We start from the raw sequence: 19,875 nt of genomic DNA on the forward strand, positions 1-19,875 counted from the left end.
CCACCTTCCCGATTGACTATTCGTGCCGTTACTATCGGTTCCAATGTGCGCGGCCGGGAGGCTTCTCGCGAGCGCCAGAGTTGTGGGAGAATGACATGAGTGCCGCGAGACCCGAGCCGCTTGCCCGTCAGGCCCTGGCGTTCGTCCTGGCCGGCGGACGCGGCAGCCGGCTGCTGGAGCTGACCGACCGGCGCGCCAAGCCCGCGGTCTATTTCGGCGGAAAATCCCGCATCATCGATTTCGCGCTGTCGAACGCGGTGAACTCGGGCATCCGTCGCATCGCGGTCGCCACCCAGTACAAGGCGCACAGCCTGATCCGGCACCTTCAGATGGGCTGGAACTTCTTCCGTCCCGAGCGCAACGAGAGCTTCGACATCCTCCCGGCGAGCCAGCGCGTCTCCGAAAACATGTGGTATGTCGGCACGGCCGATGCAGTCTACCAGAACATCGACATCATCGAATCCCACGCCTGCCGCTTCATCGTGGTTCTCGCCGGCGACCATATCTATAAAATGGATTACGAGGTGATGCTGCGCCAGCATGTCGAGAGCGGCGCCGACGTCACCGTCGGCTGCCTGGAGATGCCGCGGACAGAATCCTCGGGCTTCGGCATCATGCATATCGACGAGAACGGCTGGATCAAAGAGTTCCTTGAAAAGCCGAAAGATCCGCCGCCGATGCCCGGCAAGCCGGACGTCTCGCTCGCCAGCATGGGCATCTACGTGTTCGACGCGAAATTCCTGTTCGAGGAGCTCAAGCGCGACGCCGAGGATCCGAATTCCAACCACGATTTCGGCAAGGACATCATCCCCTACCTCGTCAAGAACGGCCGCGCCATGGCGCACCAGTACTCGACCTCCTGCGTCCGCTCCGGCAGCGACCCGCGCGCCTATTGGCGCGATGTCGGCACGGTCGACGCCTATTGGGCCGCCAATATCGACCTCACCGACGTGGTCCCCGAGCTCGATTTGTTCGACAGCGCCTGGCCGATCTGGTCCTATTCGGAAATCACGCCACCGGCAAAATTCGTCCACGACGAGGAGAGCCGGCGCGGCCAAGCCGTGAGCTCGCTGGTCTCGGGCGGTTGCATCATTTCCGGCGCCTCGCTGCGGCGCTCGCTGCTGTTCACCGGCGTGCGCGTCAACTCCTATGCTCAGGTCGAGAACGCCGTGATCATGCCGTACGTGAACATCGGCCGCGGCGCGCGTTTGAAGAACGTCGTGATCGATCGCGGCGTCGAGATCCCGGAAGGGCTCGTCGTCGGCGAGGATCCCGAGTTGGACGCAAAGCGCTTCCGCACCACCGAGCAGGGCATTTCGCTCATCACCCAGCCGATGCTCGACAGGCTCAATACATGACGCCTGTTCGCGTCCTCGCGGTCGCCTCTGAGGTCTATCCCATCGTCAAGACCGGCGGCCTCGCCGATGTCGCGGGCGCGCTGCCGATCGCGCTGAAGGCGCATGGCGTCGAGATGCGCACGTTGATGCCGGGCTATCCCGACGTGATGCGGGTGCTGGGGGGAGCCGACGAAATCCGGCGCTGGCCGGATTATTTCGGCGGACACGGTCGTCTGCTCGCCGCCTCGCATGACGGCCTCGATCTGTTCGTGCTCGACGTGCCGCATCTCTACGCACGGCCTGGCAACCCCTACGTGACGGCCGAAGGTGTCGACTGGGCGGACAATGGCATGCGGTTCGCCGCGCTCTCGCGCATCGCGGCCGACATCGGCCACGGCCTCGTTCCCGCCTTCGTCCCCGACGTCGTGCACGCCCACGATTGGCAGGCCGGGCTCGCGCCAGCCTATCTGCACTACGACAACCGGCCGCGGCCCGCCACCGTGATGACCATCCACAACATGGCCTATCAGGGCAAGTTCGCACCCGAGCTGATCGGTTCGATTGGCCTGCCCTGGCGCGCCTATGGCGTCAACGACCTCGAATATTTCGGCGGCATTAGTTTTTTGAAGGCGGGCCTGCAATTCGCCGATCGCATCACCACGGTCTCGCCGACCTATGCGCAGGAGATCCAGAGCGACGAAGGCGGCATGGGGTTCGGCGGCCTGCTTCGCGCCCGCGCGAACGTGCTGAGCGGAATCCTCAACGGCATCGATGTCTCCGTTTGGAATCCGCAAGAAGATCCGCACATCGCCTACCGCTTCGGCGCGGAGGACCTCACGTACCGGGCCGCGAACAAGGCGGTGCTGCAGCAACAGTTCAATCTGGATTCCTCGGACGAAACGCCATTGCTCGGCGTCATCAGCCGCCTGTCCTGGCAGAAGGGGCTCGATCTCCTGCTCGAAGCCGTTCCGACCATTTTGCGCGAAGGCATGCAGCTCGCGCTGCTCGGCAGCGGCGACCGCGATCTGCAGGATCGCTATCAGGCCGTTGCGCGCGCGAACCCCGGCCGCATCGGCGTCGTGATCGGCTATGACGAGATCATGGCGCATCTGATCCAGGCCGGCTCGGACGCGCTCATCGTGCCATCACGGTTCGAGCCGTGCGGCCTGACCCAGCTCTGCGCGCTGCGCTACGGCGCCGTGCCCATCGTCTCGCGGGTCGGCGGCCTCGAGGATACCATCGTCGATATCGGCGAGGCCGATAAATCGGGTCACGATGCCACCGGCTTCAAGTTCGCACCCGTCACCGCGGATGCCCTCGCCGGCACGCTGCGCAAGGCCAACATCGCCTTTCACGACAAGCTGACCTGGCGCCGCCTGCAACTGAGCGGCCTTGCGACCGACGTGTCCTGGCGCAACCGCGCCGGCGACTATGCCGCGCTCTATCGCAGCCTCATCACCGCGCGCGCCTGAGGCCCGACATCGTCGAATCAATGCTATAGAGCCGCCATGGACCCGTTCTTGATCAAGCTGATCGGCTTTGCCGCCGCGACCTGCACCACCGTGGCCTACGCGCCGCAAGCCATCAAAGTGTGGAAGACCCGCTCCACCGGTGATATTTCGCTCGGCATGTTCCTGGTCATGGTGCTGGGCCTGGCGCTCTGGCTCGTCTACGGCCTGCTGTCGGGCGATGCGCCCCTCGTCGCCGCAAACGCCATCACCATCGTGCTCGCCGGCGGCATCCTGTTCATGAAGCTGAAATACGGGTGAGCCACTCTTCTTCACCTCTCCTCGCTTGCGAGAAGAGGAGAAGATCACCCCCCGAACACATACGAAGCCATCGCGACATTCGCGACCTCGTCGACGAATACGCGCTGGCCCGCGTCGCTGCCGGCGGCGCCGGCGGCCACCATCAGCGGCAGCAGATGATCTTCGCGCGGATGGGCCAGGCGCGCGCTCGGTGCGTTCTCCCAGTCAACCAGCATCGCGTTGCGGCGCGCTGCGTCCTTGTGGCTAATCGCCTCGTTCAGATACGCCTCGAAATCATACGAGATCGGCTTCGACTCCGCGCGGCCGAACCCGCGCATGTTGTGATAGGTGAGCCCGCTGCCGACGATCAGAATGCCTTCGTCCCGCAGCGAGGCAATCGCCTGCCCGACCTTGATGTGCTCGGCCGGATCGTAACTCGATCTCAGCGACAGCAGCACGATGGGCATGTCGGCGTTCGGATACATCAGCCCGAGCGGCACGAAGGTGCCGTGATCGAAGCCCTGGTTGGGATCCTCCCGGCAATCGACGCCCGCGCGAATGAGCAGCGCCTTCACCTCCGCGGCGAGCTCGGGCCGCCCCGGCGCCGGATATTTGAGGTGATAGGTGTGCTCGGGGAAACCGTGATAATCGTACACCATCGGCGGATGCGCCGAGGTCGACACGGTGAAGGCGTCAGCCTCCCAATGTCCTGTGATGACGAGCACGGCCTTGGGCTTCCCCGGCAAGAGCTGCGGCAGCCGGCCGAACGCCTCGGCGGTCTTCGCATATTGCACCCGCCTGTCTTCCATGAACGGCCAGGGACCGCCACCATGTGACAGGAAGAAAGTCGGAAGTCGCACCATGGGCGAAGGCTCGTTTCATTGCCAACATGCGCGTGCGAGCTGCCCGCGCGATCGGCCGCGAGCATAGGCAAACCCGTATGGTTAGCAAGACGTTAACGATTTTCCGCCCAGAATCCGGCGTAGCCGAAGGGGTCGGCCAGCAGCCAGGGACGTGAAATGAAGAAGTTTGCGTTGGGGGACGTCGTCAACAGTGACAAGCGCCGCCGCGGCGTCGTTCGCGCCGCCTACAAGTCGAAGGAAGGCCAGCAGTTCTACGCCGTCGAGAAAGACGGCGCGATGGATTATCTGGAGGAAGACCGGCTGAGCCCCGCGCCGCGTGTCGAGCTCGCGGCTTAAGTCCAACTCAACATGCCCTAACGCCCGAACCGGTCCAGGCGCTCCGACCAGGAGTCGTCTCCGCTCGCGATGCGATCGTTCGTGATCAGCAGCAGGCGATCGCTGCCTGCGGCCGCATCCCAACGCGGCAGGTCCGCACCGTTGGGATCGCCGCTCTTGGCAAAATTGATCCAGTAGGCGCGCATGCGGTGTGCGACCTCGCGATCGCCTCGTGACAGGATACCTGCACCGGGCATGCCTTCCACGCCGAAGATGAACTGCAATTCCCGCCCGTGACCGCCCTCGGGGTTTGCGCGCCGTGCCTCCGGCACATAGGCGAAGCGATAGCGAAAGGTCGGCGCACCGCTGGCGGCATGCAGGCGCGCCAGCAGTCTCACCGGCTCGGAGAAGACCTTGTCGGTGTAGAACCTTGCCGCGCGGCTGGAAGGTTTGGCGAGGTCGGGATAGAGCCTGCGCAGCTCATCGCTGGTGGCGCCTGACGATGCCAGCTCTTCCCGGACATCCAGCTCGCCGTCGAAACCGGTCTCGTCGTCGTTCGAGCCTATGATCAGGGGGATGCGGCTCTCACGTCCGGCCGCGAAGCCTGCGGCGACCTCCTCGCTGACCAGACGTCCATCGATCGTCGGCCCGAAGCTGCGCGGCGATTTTTCCAGCAGATGCGTTTCGACGGCAAGCAGGCGTCGCGGGTCGGCGGCGCGCAAATCGGCCTGTCGCCCCAGCGCCGCCATGAATTGCCGCCCCACAATCTCGGCCTCTTGTGCCGAACGCAGGCGCGCACGGCCAGGAATCGATTGCAGAATGGCTTTCTGGAAGAGATCACGCGATTGCTCAGACAGCATGAGCAGCGCGATCGAGGTCGCGCCCGCGCCACTGCCGAACAAGGTGACGTTGGTGGGATCGCCGCCGAAGGCCGCGATGTTATCATGCACCCAATGCAGCGCCGCGATCTGGTCCATCAGGCCGTAATTGCCGGAACCGTCTTCCGACAGCGCGGGATCGGTGAGCCAGCCGAGCACGCCGAGGCGAAAATTCACGGTCACCACGATGAGACCGGCTTGCGCGAGCCTGGCACCATCGAACAGCGGATCATTCGCAGTGCCGCTGACGAAAGCGCCGTCGTGGATGAACATCATCACCGGCAGCGGGCCATCGACCCCGAACGGACGGAACACGTTCAGCGTGAGGCAATCCTCGCTCGATCCCGGCAGCGACGGCTGAAGACACGGCGCGCCATACGCATAGGCGGTGCGCATCTCCGAACTCTCTGGTGCAGCCTGCGGCGGACGCCAGCGCAGCGGCCCGATCGGCGCGGCCGCATAGGCCAGCCCCTTGAACGAGGCTACCTCGCCTTCGACGGCGCCGAGCATCTGTCCTTCGCGCGTCAGCGCAAACGGAAACTGGCCAACCGGCTGGGCCGCGGCCGAGCCGGCGCAACAGAGGACGAGAGACGTCGCAAAAAGCGCGAACACGGACCGCATCTTCGGAGCATCTCGATGCGCGGAAGGATTTGAGCAGGTTATGTCCGTGGCCCGCTGCGAGGCAAGCGCCGCGGCCGCGCCTAGCTCCGCTTGGCGGCAAGCTCCGCCAGTGCGTGGCGTGCGATGATGCCGAGCTCACCGAGCGTGGTGTGACCGGACCGCGCCGCCTCGATCAGCCGCTCGGCGATGAACCTGCGGCTGTCGTGATCGCCGCCGTGCGGCAGTTGGCGGCACGTCTCCTCCAGGACAACGTCCATGTTCGCTTTGGTCCGCTCACTCAACTCTGTCATGACGCCCGTCGGCACGCGTGGCAAAACAAGAGCATACACAGGTGGATCGACCCTGATTAGCCCGGGAAATCACGGCCATTGTGCATCGCGATGCGTGTGCTGCCGCAACATTCACGCGGCCATGATGACGCCGCAAATGGCTACCGAAGATTGCACATGCCGTGATGACAAGCCGAACCTGCAGCGATAGCCTGCCGGCAAAACAAAACACACGGGAGGAAATGCCATGCCTGATGCAATGGTTGCTGCGCGTGCCTCTGACGCGGGGCGCGGAACCAGCCAGCAGGTCGATGTTGCCGTGGTCGGTGCCGGATTTGCCGGCCTCTATCTTCTGCATCGGCTGCGCAAAGCCGGCCTGACGGCGGTCGGCCTCGAAGAAGCCGGCGACGTCGGCGGCACCTGGTACTGGAACCGATATCCCGGTGCGCGCTGCGATATCCAGACCATCGATTACAGCTACACCTTCGATCCGGACCTCGAGACCGCCTGGACCTGGTCGGAGAAATACGCGACCCAGCCCGAGATCCTGCGCTATCTCGGCTTCGTCGCCGACCGTTACGGTCTCAGGCGCGACATTCGCTTCAAGACCAAGGTCACGGAAGCGAAATGGGACGAGGCCACCGGAAGCTGGCAGCTCACCACCGACAATGGCGCGCCGGTCTCCTGCCGCCATTACATCATGGCCACCGGCTGCCTCTCGGCGCCGAAGCCGCCGGAGATCGACGGCGTCAAGGACTTCAAGGGCGAGGTTTATTTCACCGGACGCTGGCCGCATGACGGCGTCAATCTCGCCGGAAAACGCGTCGCGGTGATCGGCACGGGATCGTCGGCCATTCAGTCGATCCCGCTGATCGCACAACAGGCCGCACATCTGACCGTGTTCCAGCGTACGCCGAACTTCGCGCTGCCGGCGCATAACGGCCCAGCGCCTTCCGATCGCATGAGCCTGCTGCAAGGCGATCGCGCGGCCTATCGCGAGCAGGCGCGCCAGTCGATGGCCGGCGTACCCTATCCGCAGCAGACGGTCGTGAGCTGGCAATTAAGCGATGTCGAGCGTCGTGAGCGGTTCGAACGCGCGTGGGCGGCCGGCGACCTCGTCCACATCCTGACCCAGCTCTGGGCCGACCAGGCGGTGGACATCGACGGCAACAAGATCGTCCAGGACCTGATCCGCGAGAAGATCCGCGCCGCCGTCAAAGACCCCGAGACCGCCGCGGCGCTGATGCCGGACGATCATCCGTTCGGCGCCAAACGGCCCTGCCTCGATACCAACTATTACGCGACCTACAACCGGCCGAACGTCACGCTGGTCAATCTGCGTCAGGAGCCGATCAAGGCGATCACCGCAAGCGGCATCACGACGGCAAGGCGCAGCGTTGATGTCGACGTGATCGTGTTCGCGACCGGCTTCGACGCCATGACCGGCGCGATCCGCGCCGTGCATCCGATCACCGGCCGTGGCGGCAGATCGCTCACCGATGTCTGGGCGCAGGGGCCGCAGACCTATCTCGGGCTCACGGTCGAGGGCTTTCCGAACTTCTTCATGATCACCGGACCCGGCAGCCCGTCGGTGCTGTCGAACATGGCGGTGTCGATCGAGCAGCATGTCGACTGGGTCGTCGATCGGCTCAAGGCGTTGCGCGACGCCGGGTTCACCACGATCGAGCCGACGGAGTCGGCGCAGGCCGGCTGGAACAGGCACATGGCCGATTGCTCGATGGTGACGCTGCACCGGCTCGCCAACACCTGGTACACGGGCGCCAACGTGCCCGGCAAGGTGCAGGGCCTGATGCCTTATACCGGCGGCGTCGGTCCCTATCGCAGCATCTGCGACGAGGTGGTCAGCCGCGGCATGCTCGGCTTCAAGCTGACCGGTCCCAACGTCGCCGCGCAATGCAATGACGGCGAGGTGGTGCGCCTGCAGCCCGAAGTGCGGCTGGTGCTTAACCTGCTTGCCTCGCTCAACCTGCCGCCGATCGAGTCGATGGGCGCGCAAGGCGCCTGCGCCTTCGTCAATGAGTTCAACAAGGGCCGTCCCGCTGGACGGCCGATCGGCGAGATCGTCGACGGCACGCTGCCCGGCGCCGACGGTCCCTTGCCTTATCGGGTCTACAAACCGGCAACATCAGGGCCGCATCCGGTCGTGGTCTATTTCCACGGCGGCGGCTGGGTGCTCGGCGACGAGCAGTCGGACGAGCCGTTCTGCCGCGACATGGTGCGGCGGACCGGCATGATGCTCGTCAGCGTCGGCTATCGTCATGCGCCCGAGCATCGTTTCCCGACTGCGGCCGAAGACGGCTATGCGGCGACGCGCTGGATCGCCGAGCACGCAGCTGAGCTCGGCGGCAGGCCGGGCCCGGTGCTGGTCGCGGGCTGGAGTGCCGGCGGCAACATCGCCGCCGTCACCTGTCAGCTTGCACGCGATCGCGGCGGGCCGGAGATCGCGGGCCAGCTCCTGATCTGCCCGGTCACCGACTGCACCTTCGACCGCCCCTCCTACAACGACAATGCGACCGGCTATTTCCTGACCCGTTCGCTGATGTACTGGTTCTGGGACCTCTATTGCTCGCCGGCCGACCGCACCGATCCCCGCGCCTCGCCGCTCCGCGGCAAGGTCGCAGGCCTGCCGCCGGCCTTCGTCGTCACCTGCGAATTCGATCCGCTGCGCGACGAAGGCATCGCCTATGCCGAGGCCATGGCGGCCGCCGGTGTCCCGGTCGAGCAACTCAAGGCCCGCGGTCATTTCCACTCGTCCTTCACGATGGTGGACGTGATCATCACCGGCGCGCCGGGCCGGGTGCAGATGGCCGAGGCCTTGCGGCGCTTCGCAGGGTTGCCACCGGAGGTCAGCCGCGGCGACGATCGCAGTCAGGTTCATACCAGCCCGGGGCATAAGATCGCGGCGGCCGCGAGCTGAAAGCAAACATCGGCCGGGAACAATTTCCCGGTCATCGCGTTTTGTGCTGTGGCATTGAGATGCAGTAATGGGTGTAGGCCCCGGTACGCACGATCGTGTGCCGGGGTTCTTTTTGCGTGAGGCGGAACGATGGGGGACGTGGTTGGGGATTCAAAGGTCGATTTTGGTGTCCTTGCGGTGCTGCATAAATGGCCGTCGCTTGCGAACCAGAGGCGATCGGACAGAGCGTCCTATCAGGTGATCGAGGGCACGCTCGACGAATGCATCTCGGCGTTCATGGCGAAGCCGGCGGCGACCAGGCATCTCTATGAGATCCGCACCATCGCGCAACCACCGCTGGTCACGGACATCCTCTCGCCTGAGCACATCACCGAGCTGGCGCGGCTGCGCGAATTTCTCTGATCCTCGCAGAAGCACCGGCTGAGCGCGGGAACCTTCTACCGGTTTTTCCCGTTGATGGTGATCGGAGCGAAGGCGTGAGTGCCTCAGATGCTTGAAACCGGCGTGCCAGCCCCTGTCGTGCCCTATGGCGCGGACCAGACCCTGTTCGTGGTGATCGACCGCCTCGACAAGGCGACCGAAATCCGTGTCGAGCGAAGCGATCTCGACGCCACGATTGGCGAGCTCGTCGCCGGCTGCTTCAACGACCCCGTCAAGGTCATCTCGTTCAACACGCTCGAGCACTGGATGAAGGACATCTCGACCGACGTCGCCGGTGAGATCCGGGCGCGCTGCGACATTGATGGCATGACGCTGCCCGACTATCTCAGCGACTTCGTCGAGAGCCACAGCTGAGCGCGCGTTGGATGATGAAAATCAGGCGCGCCGGTACTTGCCGGCGATGACCTCGATCTCGCGGCGGCGTTCGTCCGCGAAGGTCAGGAGCTTTTCGATCGTCAATGTATCCGTGATCCGTTTGGCCAGCCGCTCGGCGCGTGCGGCCTGATCTTCGAGATACTGGATCGTGGTCAAACGCCGCCTCCCAAGAGCTTCAATCTGGAGTCCCGAATGATTGGGTATCCATGGTGGCTGGAGGCGGCTAACAGCCGGTTAAGCACAGCGCTTCGGATCGATGTCACTGCAAATTATTGCACCACGTCGAGCCTGACATTGGTGACACCCTTGTCGACCATGCCGAGCGCCTCCGCCGCGGAGGGCGAGATGTCAACCACGCGTCCGCGAACATACGGCCCGCGATCGTTGATCCTGACGGTCACGAAGCGACCGGATGAAACGTCAGTGACGCGCAGCTTTGTGCCGAACGGCAGGCTGGGATGGGCCGCGGTCAATTCGTTCTTGTCGAACCGCTCGCCGCTCGCCGTCTCCGTGTCCGAATAGAAGCTGGCGACGCCATGCGAGACGCTTTGCTTTGCATCACCGTCGGGGACGCGCGCCCGGCTGATCGGACGTGGATGCAGCGCCGCCACCCTGTGCGGTCGTTCGACAGCGGCTTGGCGGTGGGTGCCGAGATCGGCCTTCTGGCGGCCGACCGGCGATTGCGCACACGCCGCAAGCGACGCCGCGCCGATGATGGCGAGCAGTATCCGGCACAGGGTTGCCGGCGAAATCCGGGCAGTTTCGGCACGTGCAAATCGAGACATGATGCGCCCTCCGAACGACCCCGAGTTTCGGTGGGCAATGAGGGCAGAACCTTGTCGGAACGAAAGCGCGCCTGCGGCCGCAGCCGTTTCAGGTTTAGCTGTGGCGATTCCACCACACTGGCTTGTCCTGAATCGAGACAGACTCCTGGGATAAGCCCGATACGACGCGCCAGATCGGGCGCGTCTCCGGAGGAACCTCGCCAGGCTCGGCGTCGCCCTTCAAGAGCCGTGCGAGTTCGCGCCGATAGAGTTGCCGCCAGCCGGTCCTCAGGCCGGCGAGAAAGTCGAGCTCCCGTTGTGTCAGCGTGCACATCATGAACCCGATCCGGTTGCGAGAGCCCGTCGTCAGCCGACGAGGCCTCCCATCGGTTTGACGTCGGCGCTGCCGGGGAAGACGGCTTCTGCGAGCACCTTCTCCTCGACACGCAGATGATCCCTCAGCAGGCCCTTCAACACTGCGCGCAAATCCGTGGTCGGCTTGAGATCGCGATCCTCGAAGAGTTGCGCCGGCTTCAGACCCGGCCAGTCCGCGATGACGCGGCCACCGGTAAGCCCGCCACCCATCAAGAAAGCGACCGTGCCCGTGCCGTGGTCGGTGCCCTGCGTCCCATTGATGCGCGCGGTTCGCCCGAACTCGGTGACGACGGCCACGACCGTCTCTCGCCACGCCTCTCCCATGTTGCTCTCGATCGCGGCAAAGGCGCCGTCGAGCGCGCCCAGCAGATTGTAGAGCTGGCCCGAGGCCGCGCCTTCGGCGATGTGCGTGTCCCAGCCGACGAAGCCCATGGCGCCGACACGCGGACCATCAGGCTTTGCGAGATAGCGCGCGGCCGTGCCGGCGGCTTCGGCGAAATAGGCGCGGACGCGCGCGATGCCGGGCGGCGCCAAGGTTGGATCGTCGGACATCGGATCGCCCGCGCCCGATGCGCCGCCGAGCGACGCGAGCCTCATGCGGGCCTGGAGCACGGTCGCAAGCTTCGGGTCGGTGTGCTGGTAGAGATCGAGCAAGCGGCTCTGCGTGTCCTCGCTCGCCGGCAACAATCGCTGCGGCACCCATGTCATTACAGGCGCCGAACCGCGCACCACCAGCGGCGTCACAGAGCCAATGCCGAGTGCGCGGCTGCCGCGCGGGTCGACACGCCCGCCGGATTCCAGCGCGAGCAGTGCGCGGTTGAGCCATCCCGAGCTGGTCATACCCGGCTTGATGAGCCCGCTCTCCAGCACGTCCTGGCCGTCGAAATGCGAACGCTCGCGATAGGGCGTCGCGGTGGCATGGACGATCGCAGCCTTGCCGCTTTTGTAGAGCCGATGCAGGTTCGGCATCGCCGGATTGAGCGCGAAGAAAGCATCGAGCGGCAGCGCGGGCGGCTTGCCGTCCAGCACCAGCGCGCGATCGCCGCGCAAGGAGATCCAGTCGGGATCGCCCACCGGCGCAACCGCGCCAAGGCCGTCGAGCGCGCCGCGCAGCACGATGACCAGCAGGCGCGGATCGCGCCCTTCGGCGCGCGCGATCCGCGGCATCTGGCTCCACGCGAACAGCGCGCCGGACCCGACCAGAAGCTCGCGCCGCGTGGGCAAATGATTGACGACGCCCATGCTCACCTCCTCTGAAAATCCGCCGACATGAACAAGAGCGCCAACGCCTGCTGCCGGCTCTCGGCGCGGCCGACCGCCTGCTTCACCTCGGCTGATATCTCCGATGCGAAGACGTCCTCGATGATCACTTGCGGATCGGCCGTGGTCGCGATGCGTTCGGCGAAATTGTTGGCGATGTCGAGCCGCCGGCCAATGCCGTCGATCCAGCTTGCCTCGTCCTCCGGATAACCCTTGGGCGCCGATGGCCGCCACAGCCCTTCACCGAGCAGCTCCTGGCCGCCGGTGAAGCGGACGGGATCGACGGTCGTGATGCCGGTCGCGCGCACCATGCCGACGCCCCACTCGCTGGGACGCTTGAGTTTCGACGGCGGCCCGCGCCACGCCTCGTCCGACGACACCATCGCGATCGCGACCTGCTTGAGATCGCCCTCGGCGTCGCGAAAAATCTTCGCCATCTGCTCGATCAGCACAGGCGGCGGCTCGTCGGCCACGAAATGTCGTGCGAGTTTGGTCGCGACATGGGTCGCGGTCGCCGGATGCGCGGCGAGATCGCGCAGCACCGCGCGGCCCTGCTCAACGTCCTCCTGCTCGTAGCGCTTGCCGAGCACAATCTGTCCGCCGGGCTCGTGCAGCCGCGGATTGAAGGTGAATTCGCCGCCGTGCTCGGGATTGTCGCCGGGCGGCACCAGCGTCCATCCCGTCAACACATTGGCGAAGCTGATGACGTCGTCCTGGGTGTAGCCGGCGCGCACGCCGAGCGTATGCAGCTCCATAATCTCGCGCGCGATGTTCTCGTTGAGGCCGCGGCTGCGGTTGATGCCGGCGATCGAGTTCGCGCCCATCGAGCCGAGATTGTCGAGATAGAACAGCATCGCCGGATGGCCCTCGACGGCCAACAGGAGATCGACGAAGCGGCCGAGCGTATTGGCGCGAACGGCTTCGCGCTCATAGGCGCCGGACATGCTCTGGATCTTGTTGGCTGAGATGCAGAAATGGTTCGACCAGAACCACACCAGCCGCTCGGCAAAGCCGATGTCGGCGGCAAGCGCAGCTTCCGTACGCAGCTTGGCTTCCTGCAAATAGATCGGACGTCCGGGATCCGGAACGGCCTCGGCCGCCTGCTTGGCCGCCATCTCGGCGGCATCCTTGTCCGCTCCCTGGCCTTGCGTCTGGTCTTCCGACGTGGTCGGCGTCGCCGCCACCTGCTGCTTTTTAGCTTGCTGCTGGGCCTGCTTGGCGCGCGCGGCGCGCCGCGCATTGGCATCGGCCACGGTGCGATAGGCCTTTGCGCTGGAGGGAAGGCTCGCGGCGGCGTTCAGGACGAGCGGGCGGTCGAGCTCGGCTATCAGCGCGCCGCGCGGGTCGGTTCCGAGAGCCGCAATCGATCCCGGACGCGGCCCCATCCCGAAGCGATGAAGTGCCAGCACGGCCTCGGCCTTTGCAGAACTGCTCATGGCGAATGCCCAATTCTTGCGAGCCTGCCGACGGTGTCGGCGGGAAGTTACGAAGCGTAATGCTACATACTGTAGCATTCACGACAAAGACCGGCAAGCGGAGATTGAGAGAGCGCCGTCAACAACTCGGGAGCCGCCGGTCCTGCAGATCAGCGGCGGCGATCCTTCTAGAAATTGGGCCCGAGCGCGATCTTCGTGATCGTGCCGTTTCTGACGCCGATGCGCCATTCCGCCGAACCGTTGGCGAACTGGGCGACATAGATGTCGCTGTCGAGCGCGGTGACGCCGCGGAAGGAGACCGCACGCAGCGCACCCAGCCGCGTTAGAATCGCCTGATCGAACGGAAGCTGCGCGCGTGTGATATCGGCGACCTCGGACGTCATGCGCTCGTAGTCGGGCTGTCCCCTGCCGACGCCCTCGATGTAGCGACGCAGCATCTCCTCACCATTGGCGATCGGAACGGCGCGCCGTGCCGCGCGACCCGGACGCGCGCCGAGGTTTGAGGCCTCGACATTGTGGAAGCGCGTTTGCCGACCCGGCACCAGGATCTCCATACACCGTCCCGACTTGTCGGCAATCACCCACGGATTGTTCACGGTGGTGGTGGAGGCCCAGGTCATGTTGGGCCTGACGACGCTCTGCGTCCTCCGATTGCCGTCGGCATCGAGATTGAAGACCTGGATGTCGTCGCCCATCTCGTTATAGACCATGATCCTGATCGGCGAGGTGCCGGCGCGACCGCGCACGTTCGCCTCCTCAGAGCAAGGCACGATGCCACCGAGCTCGTCGTTGCCGTCGGCTCTGAAGATGACATCGCCGGCCTTGCCGTCGGGCTCGAGCAGCAGGCGGAATTCGGCCGTCCCGTTCTCGAACTTCGCGCCGTAGATGTCGTAGCCGCCGGGTCCGACGCCGCGGAAGAAGATCGATTCCAGCCCGCCGAGCGCAACGAACGTCGCGTGCATTTCATTGAGCTGGCGGTGGAGCTTGGCGGCGAGCGGCGCGCTCATGCGGTCGTAGTTCGGCGTGCCGGCGCGCAGATCCTCGATCCCGCGCACAATCATCTCCTTGCCGCCGACGGCCGGGACCTGCTCCCTGAAGCGATCGGGGACTTCGGCAAGGCGGCGCGCGAAATCCGCTTCGACCGCCTGAGCCACCGCCGCATCGACGCGGGCCGCAAGACGGGCGCCGAAAACCGCACTTTGTAGCAACACGCGCGAGACCCTCGACTGCTCGTCGCGCAGGAAGATCACGAGATGGTCGCCGCGGAAGGAGAAGGCATCAGTGCCCTCGGCAAGGATTTGCGTCGTGCCCTGCCCGGTTTCCTGCAACCAGAGACGGTCGCCATCGCGGCGCACGGTGAGCACGCGGTTCGGCGCAATCCTGTACCAGCCGACATATTGATCGAGCGAGGCAGGTTCAGTCGTCGGCGCCGGCATCTCGGCGACACGCACCGCGCGCACGTCGCGGCCGTTGATCCGCAGCATCAGTTCGGAGGAGCGACGTTCCGCATCGAGCGGGAACGTGATCTCGCTCGACGAAGCCATGTAGGACGCGGTGCCGTCGCTGTCGACCGTCAGGCGCAGCCGGCGCTGCCCGGTGAGCTGGCCGGAGAGATCGTCACCTTCGCGGAAGATGGCGAACACCGAGGCCGGACCCATGGCGTAGAAATTGACGAAGGGGCGGTAATGCTGGGCCGGCACCTCGCCGCTTTCCGCGGCGAGCGGCGCAGGCTCCGGGGTACGATAGGCGATCATGCCGGCGGACACGACCACGGCCGGGACGATCGCGGCCGCGATCCACGCTCGCTTGCGCCAGCCGACCGCGACGGGCATCGCGGCAGTCGCGATGATGCGCTCGACGCGGGCGCGCACGGTCGAGGCCCGCGCCATCGCGAGCTCGAGCGGCCGCGGGTTTACCGTGCTTGCGAAATCAAGCAGGATTTCCGCATAGGACAGCCGGTCGTCGATCACCTCGATGGCCTCGGCGTCGCTGATGATCTCGGCAAGTTCGGCAAGACGCGCGAGCTGCCACCAGGCGAACGGGCTGAACCAGAACACCGCGCGATTGAGAGAGGCGAGCAGGAGGATATAGAAATCGCGGTTGGCGACATGCGCGCCCTCATGCGCGAGCACCGCGAGCCGCTTCTTGGCGTCCCAGCCGGCAAATTGCGGCGGCACCAGAATGGTCGAGCCAAACGTGACGGGACCGCCGACGTCGCGACTGACGCGCACATCGGCGTCGACCAGGTGCGGACCATTGATCGGCCTTGCCGCGCGCGCCAGGCGCCAGGTCAGATAGAGGCCGATGGCCAGCCGCAGCAGCAACAGGCTGGCGACGGCGACATGGACGATTGTGGCGACAAGCCACCAATTGATCGAGACGCCGCTCTGCGCCGGGGAAGCAATCGCCGCGCCGGGCGCGATCGGCTGCATGGGCTGCGGCATCTCGAACATCGAGATGTCAGCCGGCAGGACATCAGCCGGCACCGATACCGACAATGGCAGCCGGGTGATCGTGACCGTCGGCCAATGCATCACCACGGGCATCGCCAGCGATGCCAGCAGCACGACGACCCACGCCGTCATGTGAGCGTGCGGATTGCGCACGCGAAACAGGTTGAGGCCGAACCAGACGACGCCTCCCAGCACAAGGGAGCGCAGCGCCGCCTCCGCCAGAGTTGCGATCATTCTTTCTTCACTCCCCTCGCCTTCTTCGCCTTGGCGACCTGGTCGGCCAGTGTGCGCAGCTGCTGCTGGTCGAGCATTGCATTGTCGACCATGCCGACGAGGACCTCCTCCATCGAGCCGTTGCAGAACCAGTCGACGATGCGCTGCACCGCCTTGGCCGCAACCCGCGCGCGCGCTTCGGCTGCGTGGTAGACATAGGTGCGTCCGTCCACCGTGTGCCGAGCATAGCCCTTTTCTTCCAGCCGGCGCAGCACCGTGCGCACGGTGGATTCCTTCAGCCGACGCGACAGCTTTTCGCGCACAATTTCGGCCGTGACAGGACCATGGGCCCAAACCAGTTGCATGACCTCGTGCTCGAGGTCGCCCAGGTCGGGCAAACGATCGTCCATGGCGGCTTACCTTGGTTTTCGAATTTTCTTGTAGCGCTACAGAGCGTCGCATATACCGCCGCGCCGCGCAACGGGGTTTCTACCTGAAATGGTATCGGATGCTGACCGAACGGGGCTTGCTTTAGGCGGTCGTCATGCCCGGGCTTGTCCCGGGCATGACGATGCGGAGGCTTCAGTACTTCGGCTCGTACATCTGGGACTGAACCAATCCCTTCACGTCGTTGGGCGCGGGTCCGTCCGCGAGTCCGCGCTGATAGGCGACATCGGCGACGGCGGCAGCGATGCGGACCGAGACCTCGCGGATGCGCGGCAGCGCCGGGTAGAGGCTGCCTTGCGCAAGATCGTCCTTGCCGACGCAATCGGCCAGCGTATGGGCGGCCGCCATGAACATCTCGTCCGTCACCAGCCGCGAGCGGCTGGCGATGACGCCGAGGCCGACGCCCGGGAAAATGTAGGAGTTGTTGCCCTGGCGCGGCACGAAGGTGCGGCCGTTCAGCTTCACAGGATCATACGGGCTGCCGCAGGCAAACAGCGCGCGGCCCCCGGTGTAGCGGTAGGCGTCCTCCGCCGAACATTCGGCCTTCGAGGTCGGGTTGGAGAGCGCGAACACGATCGGCTGTTCGTTGAGCTCGGCCATTGCCTTGAGCACCTCGGGCGTGAAGGCGCCGCCGACCGCGGCAACGCCGATGATCGCCGTCGGCTTCAGCGTCCTGATCGCGGTGAGGAAGTCGGCGATCGGCGCCTGGTCGGCATGGGCATAACGGAGCTTGTGACCGGACAGGCCTTCACGGCCGCCAACGACCAGGCCGCGGGAATCCACCAGCCAGTTGCGGCGGAGCGCTTCGGCCTCGGAGGCGCCCTCCGCCATCATGGCGGACGTCACGAGATCGGCGATGCCGGTCGCGGCCTCGCCCGCGCCGAGGAACAGGATGCGCTGATCCTTCAGCTTGCCGCCGTTGACGCGCAAGGCCGAGAACAGGCCGGCGAGCGCAACCGCGGCCGTGCCCTGGATGTCGTCGTTGAAGACGCAGGCCTCATCGCGGTATTTGTGCAGCAGCTTGAACGCCGAGTGGTTGGCGAAATCCTCGAACTGGATCAGCACTCCCGGAAAGGTCTTGCGCGCGGCGACCATGAACTCGTCGACGAAGCTGTCATAGGCCTCGCCCGTGAGCCGCCGCTCGCGCAGGCCGAGATAATACGGGTCTTTCAGGAGCTCTTCGTTGTTGGTGCCGACGTCGAGCACGATCGGCAGGCATGTTTCGGGATGCACGCCGGCGCAGGCCGAATAGAGCGAGAGTTTACCGACCGGAATGCCCATGCCGTTGGCGCCGAGATCGCCGAGGCCCAGGATGCGCTCGCCATCGGTGACGACGATCAGCTTGGCCGGATAGGGCCAGTTCTTCAGGATCTCGGCGATCTGGCCGCGATCGCGCGAGGAGATGAACATGCCGCGTGGCCGCTGGAAAATCAGGCCGTATTTCTGGCAGGCGAGCCCGACCGTCGGCGTGTAGATGATCGGCTGGATCTCGTCGATATTGTCGACGACGACGCGGAAGAACAGCGCCTCGTTGCGGTCATGCAACGCATTCAGCGCAACATATTTTTCGAGATCGGTCGGCAGCGTGCGCAGGTTGACGAGCACGCGCTCGACCTGGGTCTCCATCGTCAGCACGCACGGCGGCAGCAGTCCGCGCAGGCCGAGCGCATCGCGCTCCTGCGCTGTGAAGGCGGTGCCCTTGTTGAGCAGGGGATCGCGCAGCAGCGCCATGCCGTGCACGGAATCGGACGATGTCGAATGGGCGCTGACCCGAGCAGGTCTATTCACGAATTCCCCCAGGGAGTTTCTTATTGAAGGGCGAGCATTGTCGGCCAGCACTCACCTGAGATCAAGGACGCAGAAAACTGCGGCAAGCATTGTGATCCCGCACCGCAGCGAGGTTTTGGTGACAGACCGCTCGTCGTGCGCACGAAAAAGGTTAACGCCGCGAGGCTCTCGCCCCTCATGGTGAGGAGCGCGGAACGCGCGTCTCCGGACGATGCTTTGCATCGCCGGGCGAATCATGCAGGCCCTGCTCTCCGCGGCGCATCCTTCGAGACGCCCGCTCCGCGGGCTCCTCAGGATGAGTCAGTGGTATGGGCGACAGCGTTACTCAGCCTTGATGTCGGCGGCCTTCACGATCGGCCACCATTTCTCGGTCTCGGCCTTCTGGAAGGCTCGAAGCGCTGCGGGTGTTTGCTGATCGGGCGGAGGAATCTCCTGTCCCAATTCGCCAAACCGCTGCTTGACGGAAGCGTCGGCAAGCACGGTGACGATGGCCGCGTTGAGCTTCGTGACGATCTCCTTCGGCGTATTTCTCGGCGCCCAGATGCCGTGCCAGTAGGAAATGTAGAGACCGGGCAGCCCCGCCTCGTCGACCGTCGGGATATCGGGCGCGGAGGCGAGCCGCGTCGGCGACGTCACCGCGAACGCCTTGATCGCACCGTTCTTGTAATGCGGCAGCGAGTTCGAGGCCTGATCGAACATGATGTCGATCTGCCCGGCCACGAGGTCGATCATGGCGGGCCCCGCGCCGCGATAGGGCACGAACTGGAAGTCGGTGCCGGTTCTCTCCTTGAAGAAGACACCGGCGACGTGGGCACCTGTGCCCGCACCGGCCGTGCCGGCAGTCACCTTGCCGGGGTTGGCCTTCAGCCACGCGATCATCTCTTTCAGAGTGTTGGCCTCGAGCGACTTCCGGCCGACGATGAGCTGCGTGCCCATCGCGATCGTCGCGACCGGCTCGAAATCGGCGATCACGTCATAGGGTAGCTTGAAGATCGCGCCGTTGAGCACATGCGTGCCCCAATGACCGATCGTGATCGTGGTACCATCAGGCGTTGCGCGCGCGACCCGGGCGCCGGCGATGCTGCCGGAGGCGCCCGCTACGTTTTCGACCACGATCGTCGCGTGCAATTCGGCGGCGATGCGTTCGGACAGGATGCGCGCCAGCGTATCGGTCGGACCGCCCGCCGCGAACGGCACCACGAGGGTGATCGGCCGCGACGGAAACGGCTGCGCGCTCGCAGGAGCGGTCCACGCCGCACATCCGAACAACGCACAAATGACGATCACATGACCGCGCAGTCCAGCCCACCGCCCCTGCATTCCATCCACCCTTTTTTGCCGCCCGCATGTCGTC

Annotated in this window: 19 protein-coding genes; 7 read left to right on the forward strand and 12 right to left on the reverse strand. The window is 65.2% G+C overall.

Going from position 1 to position 19,875, the window contains the following annotated elements; all coding sequences use genetic code 11:
- Positions 1-95 precede the first annotated feature (95 nt).
- Genes glgC through IVA75_RS31005 form a run of 3 tightly spaced genes read left to right on the forward strand, consistent with a single transcriptional unit; the run spans position 96 to position 3,106 of the window.
- Entirely contained in the window at positions 96-1,358 is a 1,263-nt protein-coding gene (gene glgC / locus IVA75_RS30995) for a glucose-1-phosphate adenylyltransferase (protein WP_027570833.1), read from the forward strand.
- Entirely contained in the window at positions 1,355-2,809 is a 1,455-nt protein-coding gene (glgA, locus tag IVA75_RS31000; RefSeq protein ID WP_027570832.1) for a glycogen synthase GlgA, read from the forward strand. The genes glgC and glgA overlap by 4 nt, the downstream gene beginning before the upstream one ends.
- Positions 2,810-2,845: 36 nt before the next feature.
- Positions 2,846-3,106, forward strand: coding sequence for a SemiSWEET transporter (locus IVA75_RS31005; protein WP_007601071.1), 261 nt, complete (start codon positions 2,846-2,848; stop codon positions 3,104-3,106).
- Between the two features lie 44 nt (positions 3,107-3,150).
- On the opposite strand, the gene IVA75_RS31010 is transcribed toward IVA75_RS31005, so the two are convergent.
- A complete protein-coding gene (locus IVA75_RS31010) occupies positions 3,151-3,948 on the reverse strand; it encodes a class III extradiol ring-cleavage dioxygenase (protein WP_247288117.1) in 798 nt (265 codons plus the stop codon).
- 156 nt (positions 3,949-4,104) lie between these two features.
- Between IVA75_RS31010 and IVA75_RS31015 the strand changes: the two genes are divergently transcribed.
- Positions 4,105-4,284: a hypothetical protein gene (locus tag IVA75_RS31015; protein WP_247288116.1), complete on the forward strand. Its 180-nt coding sequence runs from the start codon at positions 4,105-4,107 to the stop codon at positions 4,282-4,284.
- 17 nt (positions 4,285-4,301) lie between these two features.
- On the opposite strand, the gene IVA75_RS31020 is transcribed toward IVA75_RS31015, so the two are convergent.
- Entirely contained in the window at positions 4,302-5,762 is a 1,461-nt protein-coding gene (locus IVA75_RS31020; RefSeq protein ID WP_247288114.1) for a carboxylesterase family protein, read from the reverse strand.
- 80 nt (positions 5,763-5,842) lie between these two features.
- Complete coding sequence (locus tag IVA75_RS31025) at positions 5,843-6,052, reverse strand: hypothetical protein (RefSeq protein WP_027519501.1); 210 nt, start codon at positions 6,050-6,052, stop codon at positions 5,843-5,845.
- 226 nt (positions 6,053-6,278) lie between these two features.
- Here IVA75_RS31025 and IVA75_RS31030 point away from each other — a divergent pair, with 226 nt between their 5' ends.
- The 3 genes from IVA75_RS31030 to IVA75_RS31040 all read left to right on the forward strand — a co-directional run bounded on the left by IVA75_RS31030 (position 6,279) and on the right by IVA75_RS31040 (position 9,764).
- Entirely contained in the window at positions 6,279-8,969 is a 2,691-nt protein-coding gene (locus IVA75_RS31030) for an alpha/beta hydrolase fold domain-containing protein (protein WP_247288112.1), read from the forward strand.
- 129 nt (positions 8,970-9,098) lie between these two features.
- On the forward strand, positions 9,099-9,371 hold the full coding sequence (locus tag IVA75_RS31035; protein ID WP_018457466.1) for a hypothetical protein: 273 nt from the start codon (positions 9,099-9,101) through the stop codon (positions 9,369-9,371).
- An 87-nt stretch (positions 9,372-9,458) separates the two neighbouring features.
- Positions 9,459-9,764 carry a hypothetical protein gene (locus IVA75_RS31040; protein WP_247288110.1) on the forward strand — a complete coding sequence of 102 codons (306 nt, stop codon included), beginning with the start codon at positions 9,459-9,461 and terminating at the stop codon, positions 9,762-9,764.
- 21 nt (positions 9,765-9,785) lie between these two features.
- Here the strand turns inward: IVA75_RS31040 and IVA75_RS31045 are convergent, their stop codons facing one another.
- From IVA75_RS31045 to IVA75_RS31085, 9 genes are all read right to left on the reverse strand, one after another.
- Entirely contained in the window at positions 9,786-9,941 is a 156-nt protein-coding gene (locus IVA75_RS31045) for a hypothetical protein (protein WP_247288109.1), read from the reverse strand.
- A gap of 113 nt (positions 9,942-10,054) precedes the next feature.
- Positions 10,055-10,570 (reverse strand): septal ring lytic transglycosylase RlpA family protein, encoded by a 516-nt coding sequence (locus IVA75_RS31050; protein ID WP_247288108.1) that lies wholly within the window; start codon positions 10,568-10,570, stop codon positions 10,055-10,057.
- Between the two features lie 94 nt (positions 10,571-10,664).
- Complete coding sequence (locus IVA75_RS31055; protein WP_247288107.1) at positions 10,665-10,886, reverse strand: hypothetical protein; 222 nt, start codon at positions 10,884-10,886, stop codon at positions 10,665-10,667.
- Positions 10,887-10,915: 29 nt separating this feature from the next.
- On the reverse strand, positions 10,916-12,166 hold the full coding sequence (locus IVA75_RS31060; RefSeq protein ID WP_247288106.1) for a DUF1501 domain-containing protein: 1,251 nt from the start codon (positions 12,164-12,166) through the stop codon (positions 10,916-10,918).
- Positions 12,167-12,168: 2 nt separating this feature from the next.
- Positions 12,169-13,620 (reverse strand): DUF1800 family protein, encoded by a 1,452-nt coding sequence (locus tag IVA75_RS31065; RefSeq protein ID WP_247288105.1) that lies wholly within the window; start codon positions 13,618-13,620, stop codon positions 12,169-12,171.
- Positions 13,621-13,787: 167 nt separating this feature from the next.
- Entirely contained in the window at positions 13,788-16,307 is a 2,520-nt protein-coding gene (locus tag IVA75_RS31070) for a M56 family metallopeptidase (RefSeq protein WP_247288104.1), read from the reverse strand.
- Positions 16,304-16,696 carry a BlaI/MecI/CopY family transcriptional regulator gene (locus IVA75_RS31075; RefSeq protein WP_027570822.1) on the reverse strand — a complete coding sequence of 131 codons (393 nt, stop codon included), beginning with the start codon at positions 16,694-16,696 and terminating at the stop codon, positions 16,304-16,306. The genes IVA75_RS31070 and IVA75_RS31075 overlap by 4 nt, the downstream gene beginning before the upstream one ends.
- Before the next feature lie 172 nt (positions 16,697-16,868).
- Positions 16,869-18,521: an NAD-dependent malic enzyme gene (locus tag IVA75_RS31080; protein WP_256469496.1), complete on the reverse strand. Its 1,653-nt coding sequence runs from the start codon at positions 18,519-18,521 to the stop codon at positions 16,869-16,871.
- Positions 18,522-18,842: 321 nt separating this feature from the next.
- A complete protein-coding gene (locus IVA75_RS31085; RefSeq protein ID WP_247288103.1) occupies positions 18,843-19,841 on the reverse strand; it encodes a tripartite tricarboxylate transporter substrate-binding protein in 999 nt (332 codons plus the stop codon).
- Positions 19,842-19,875 lie beyond the last annotated feature (34 nt).

It is taken from the genome of Bradyrhizobium sp. 134, assembly GCF_023074155.1.
In the GTDB taxonomy this organism is placed as follows: domain Bacteria; phylum Pseudomonadota; class Alphaproteobacteria; order Rhizobiales; family Xanthobacteraceae; genus Bradyrhizobium.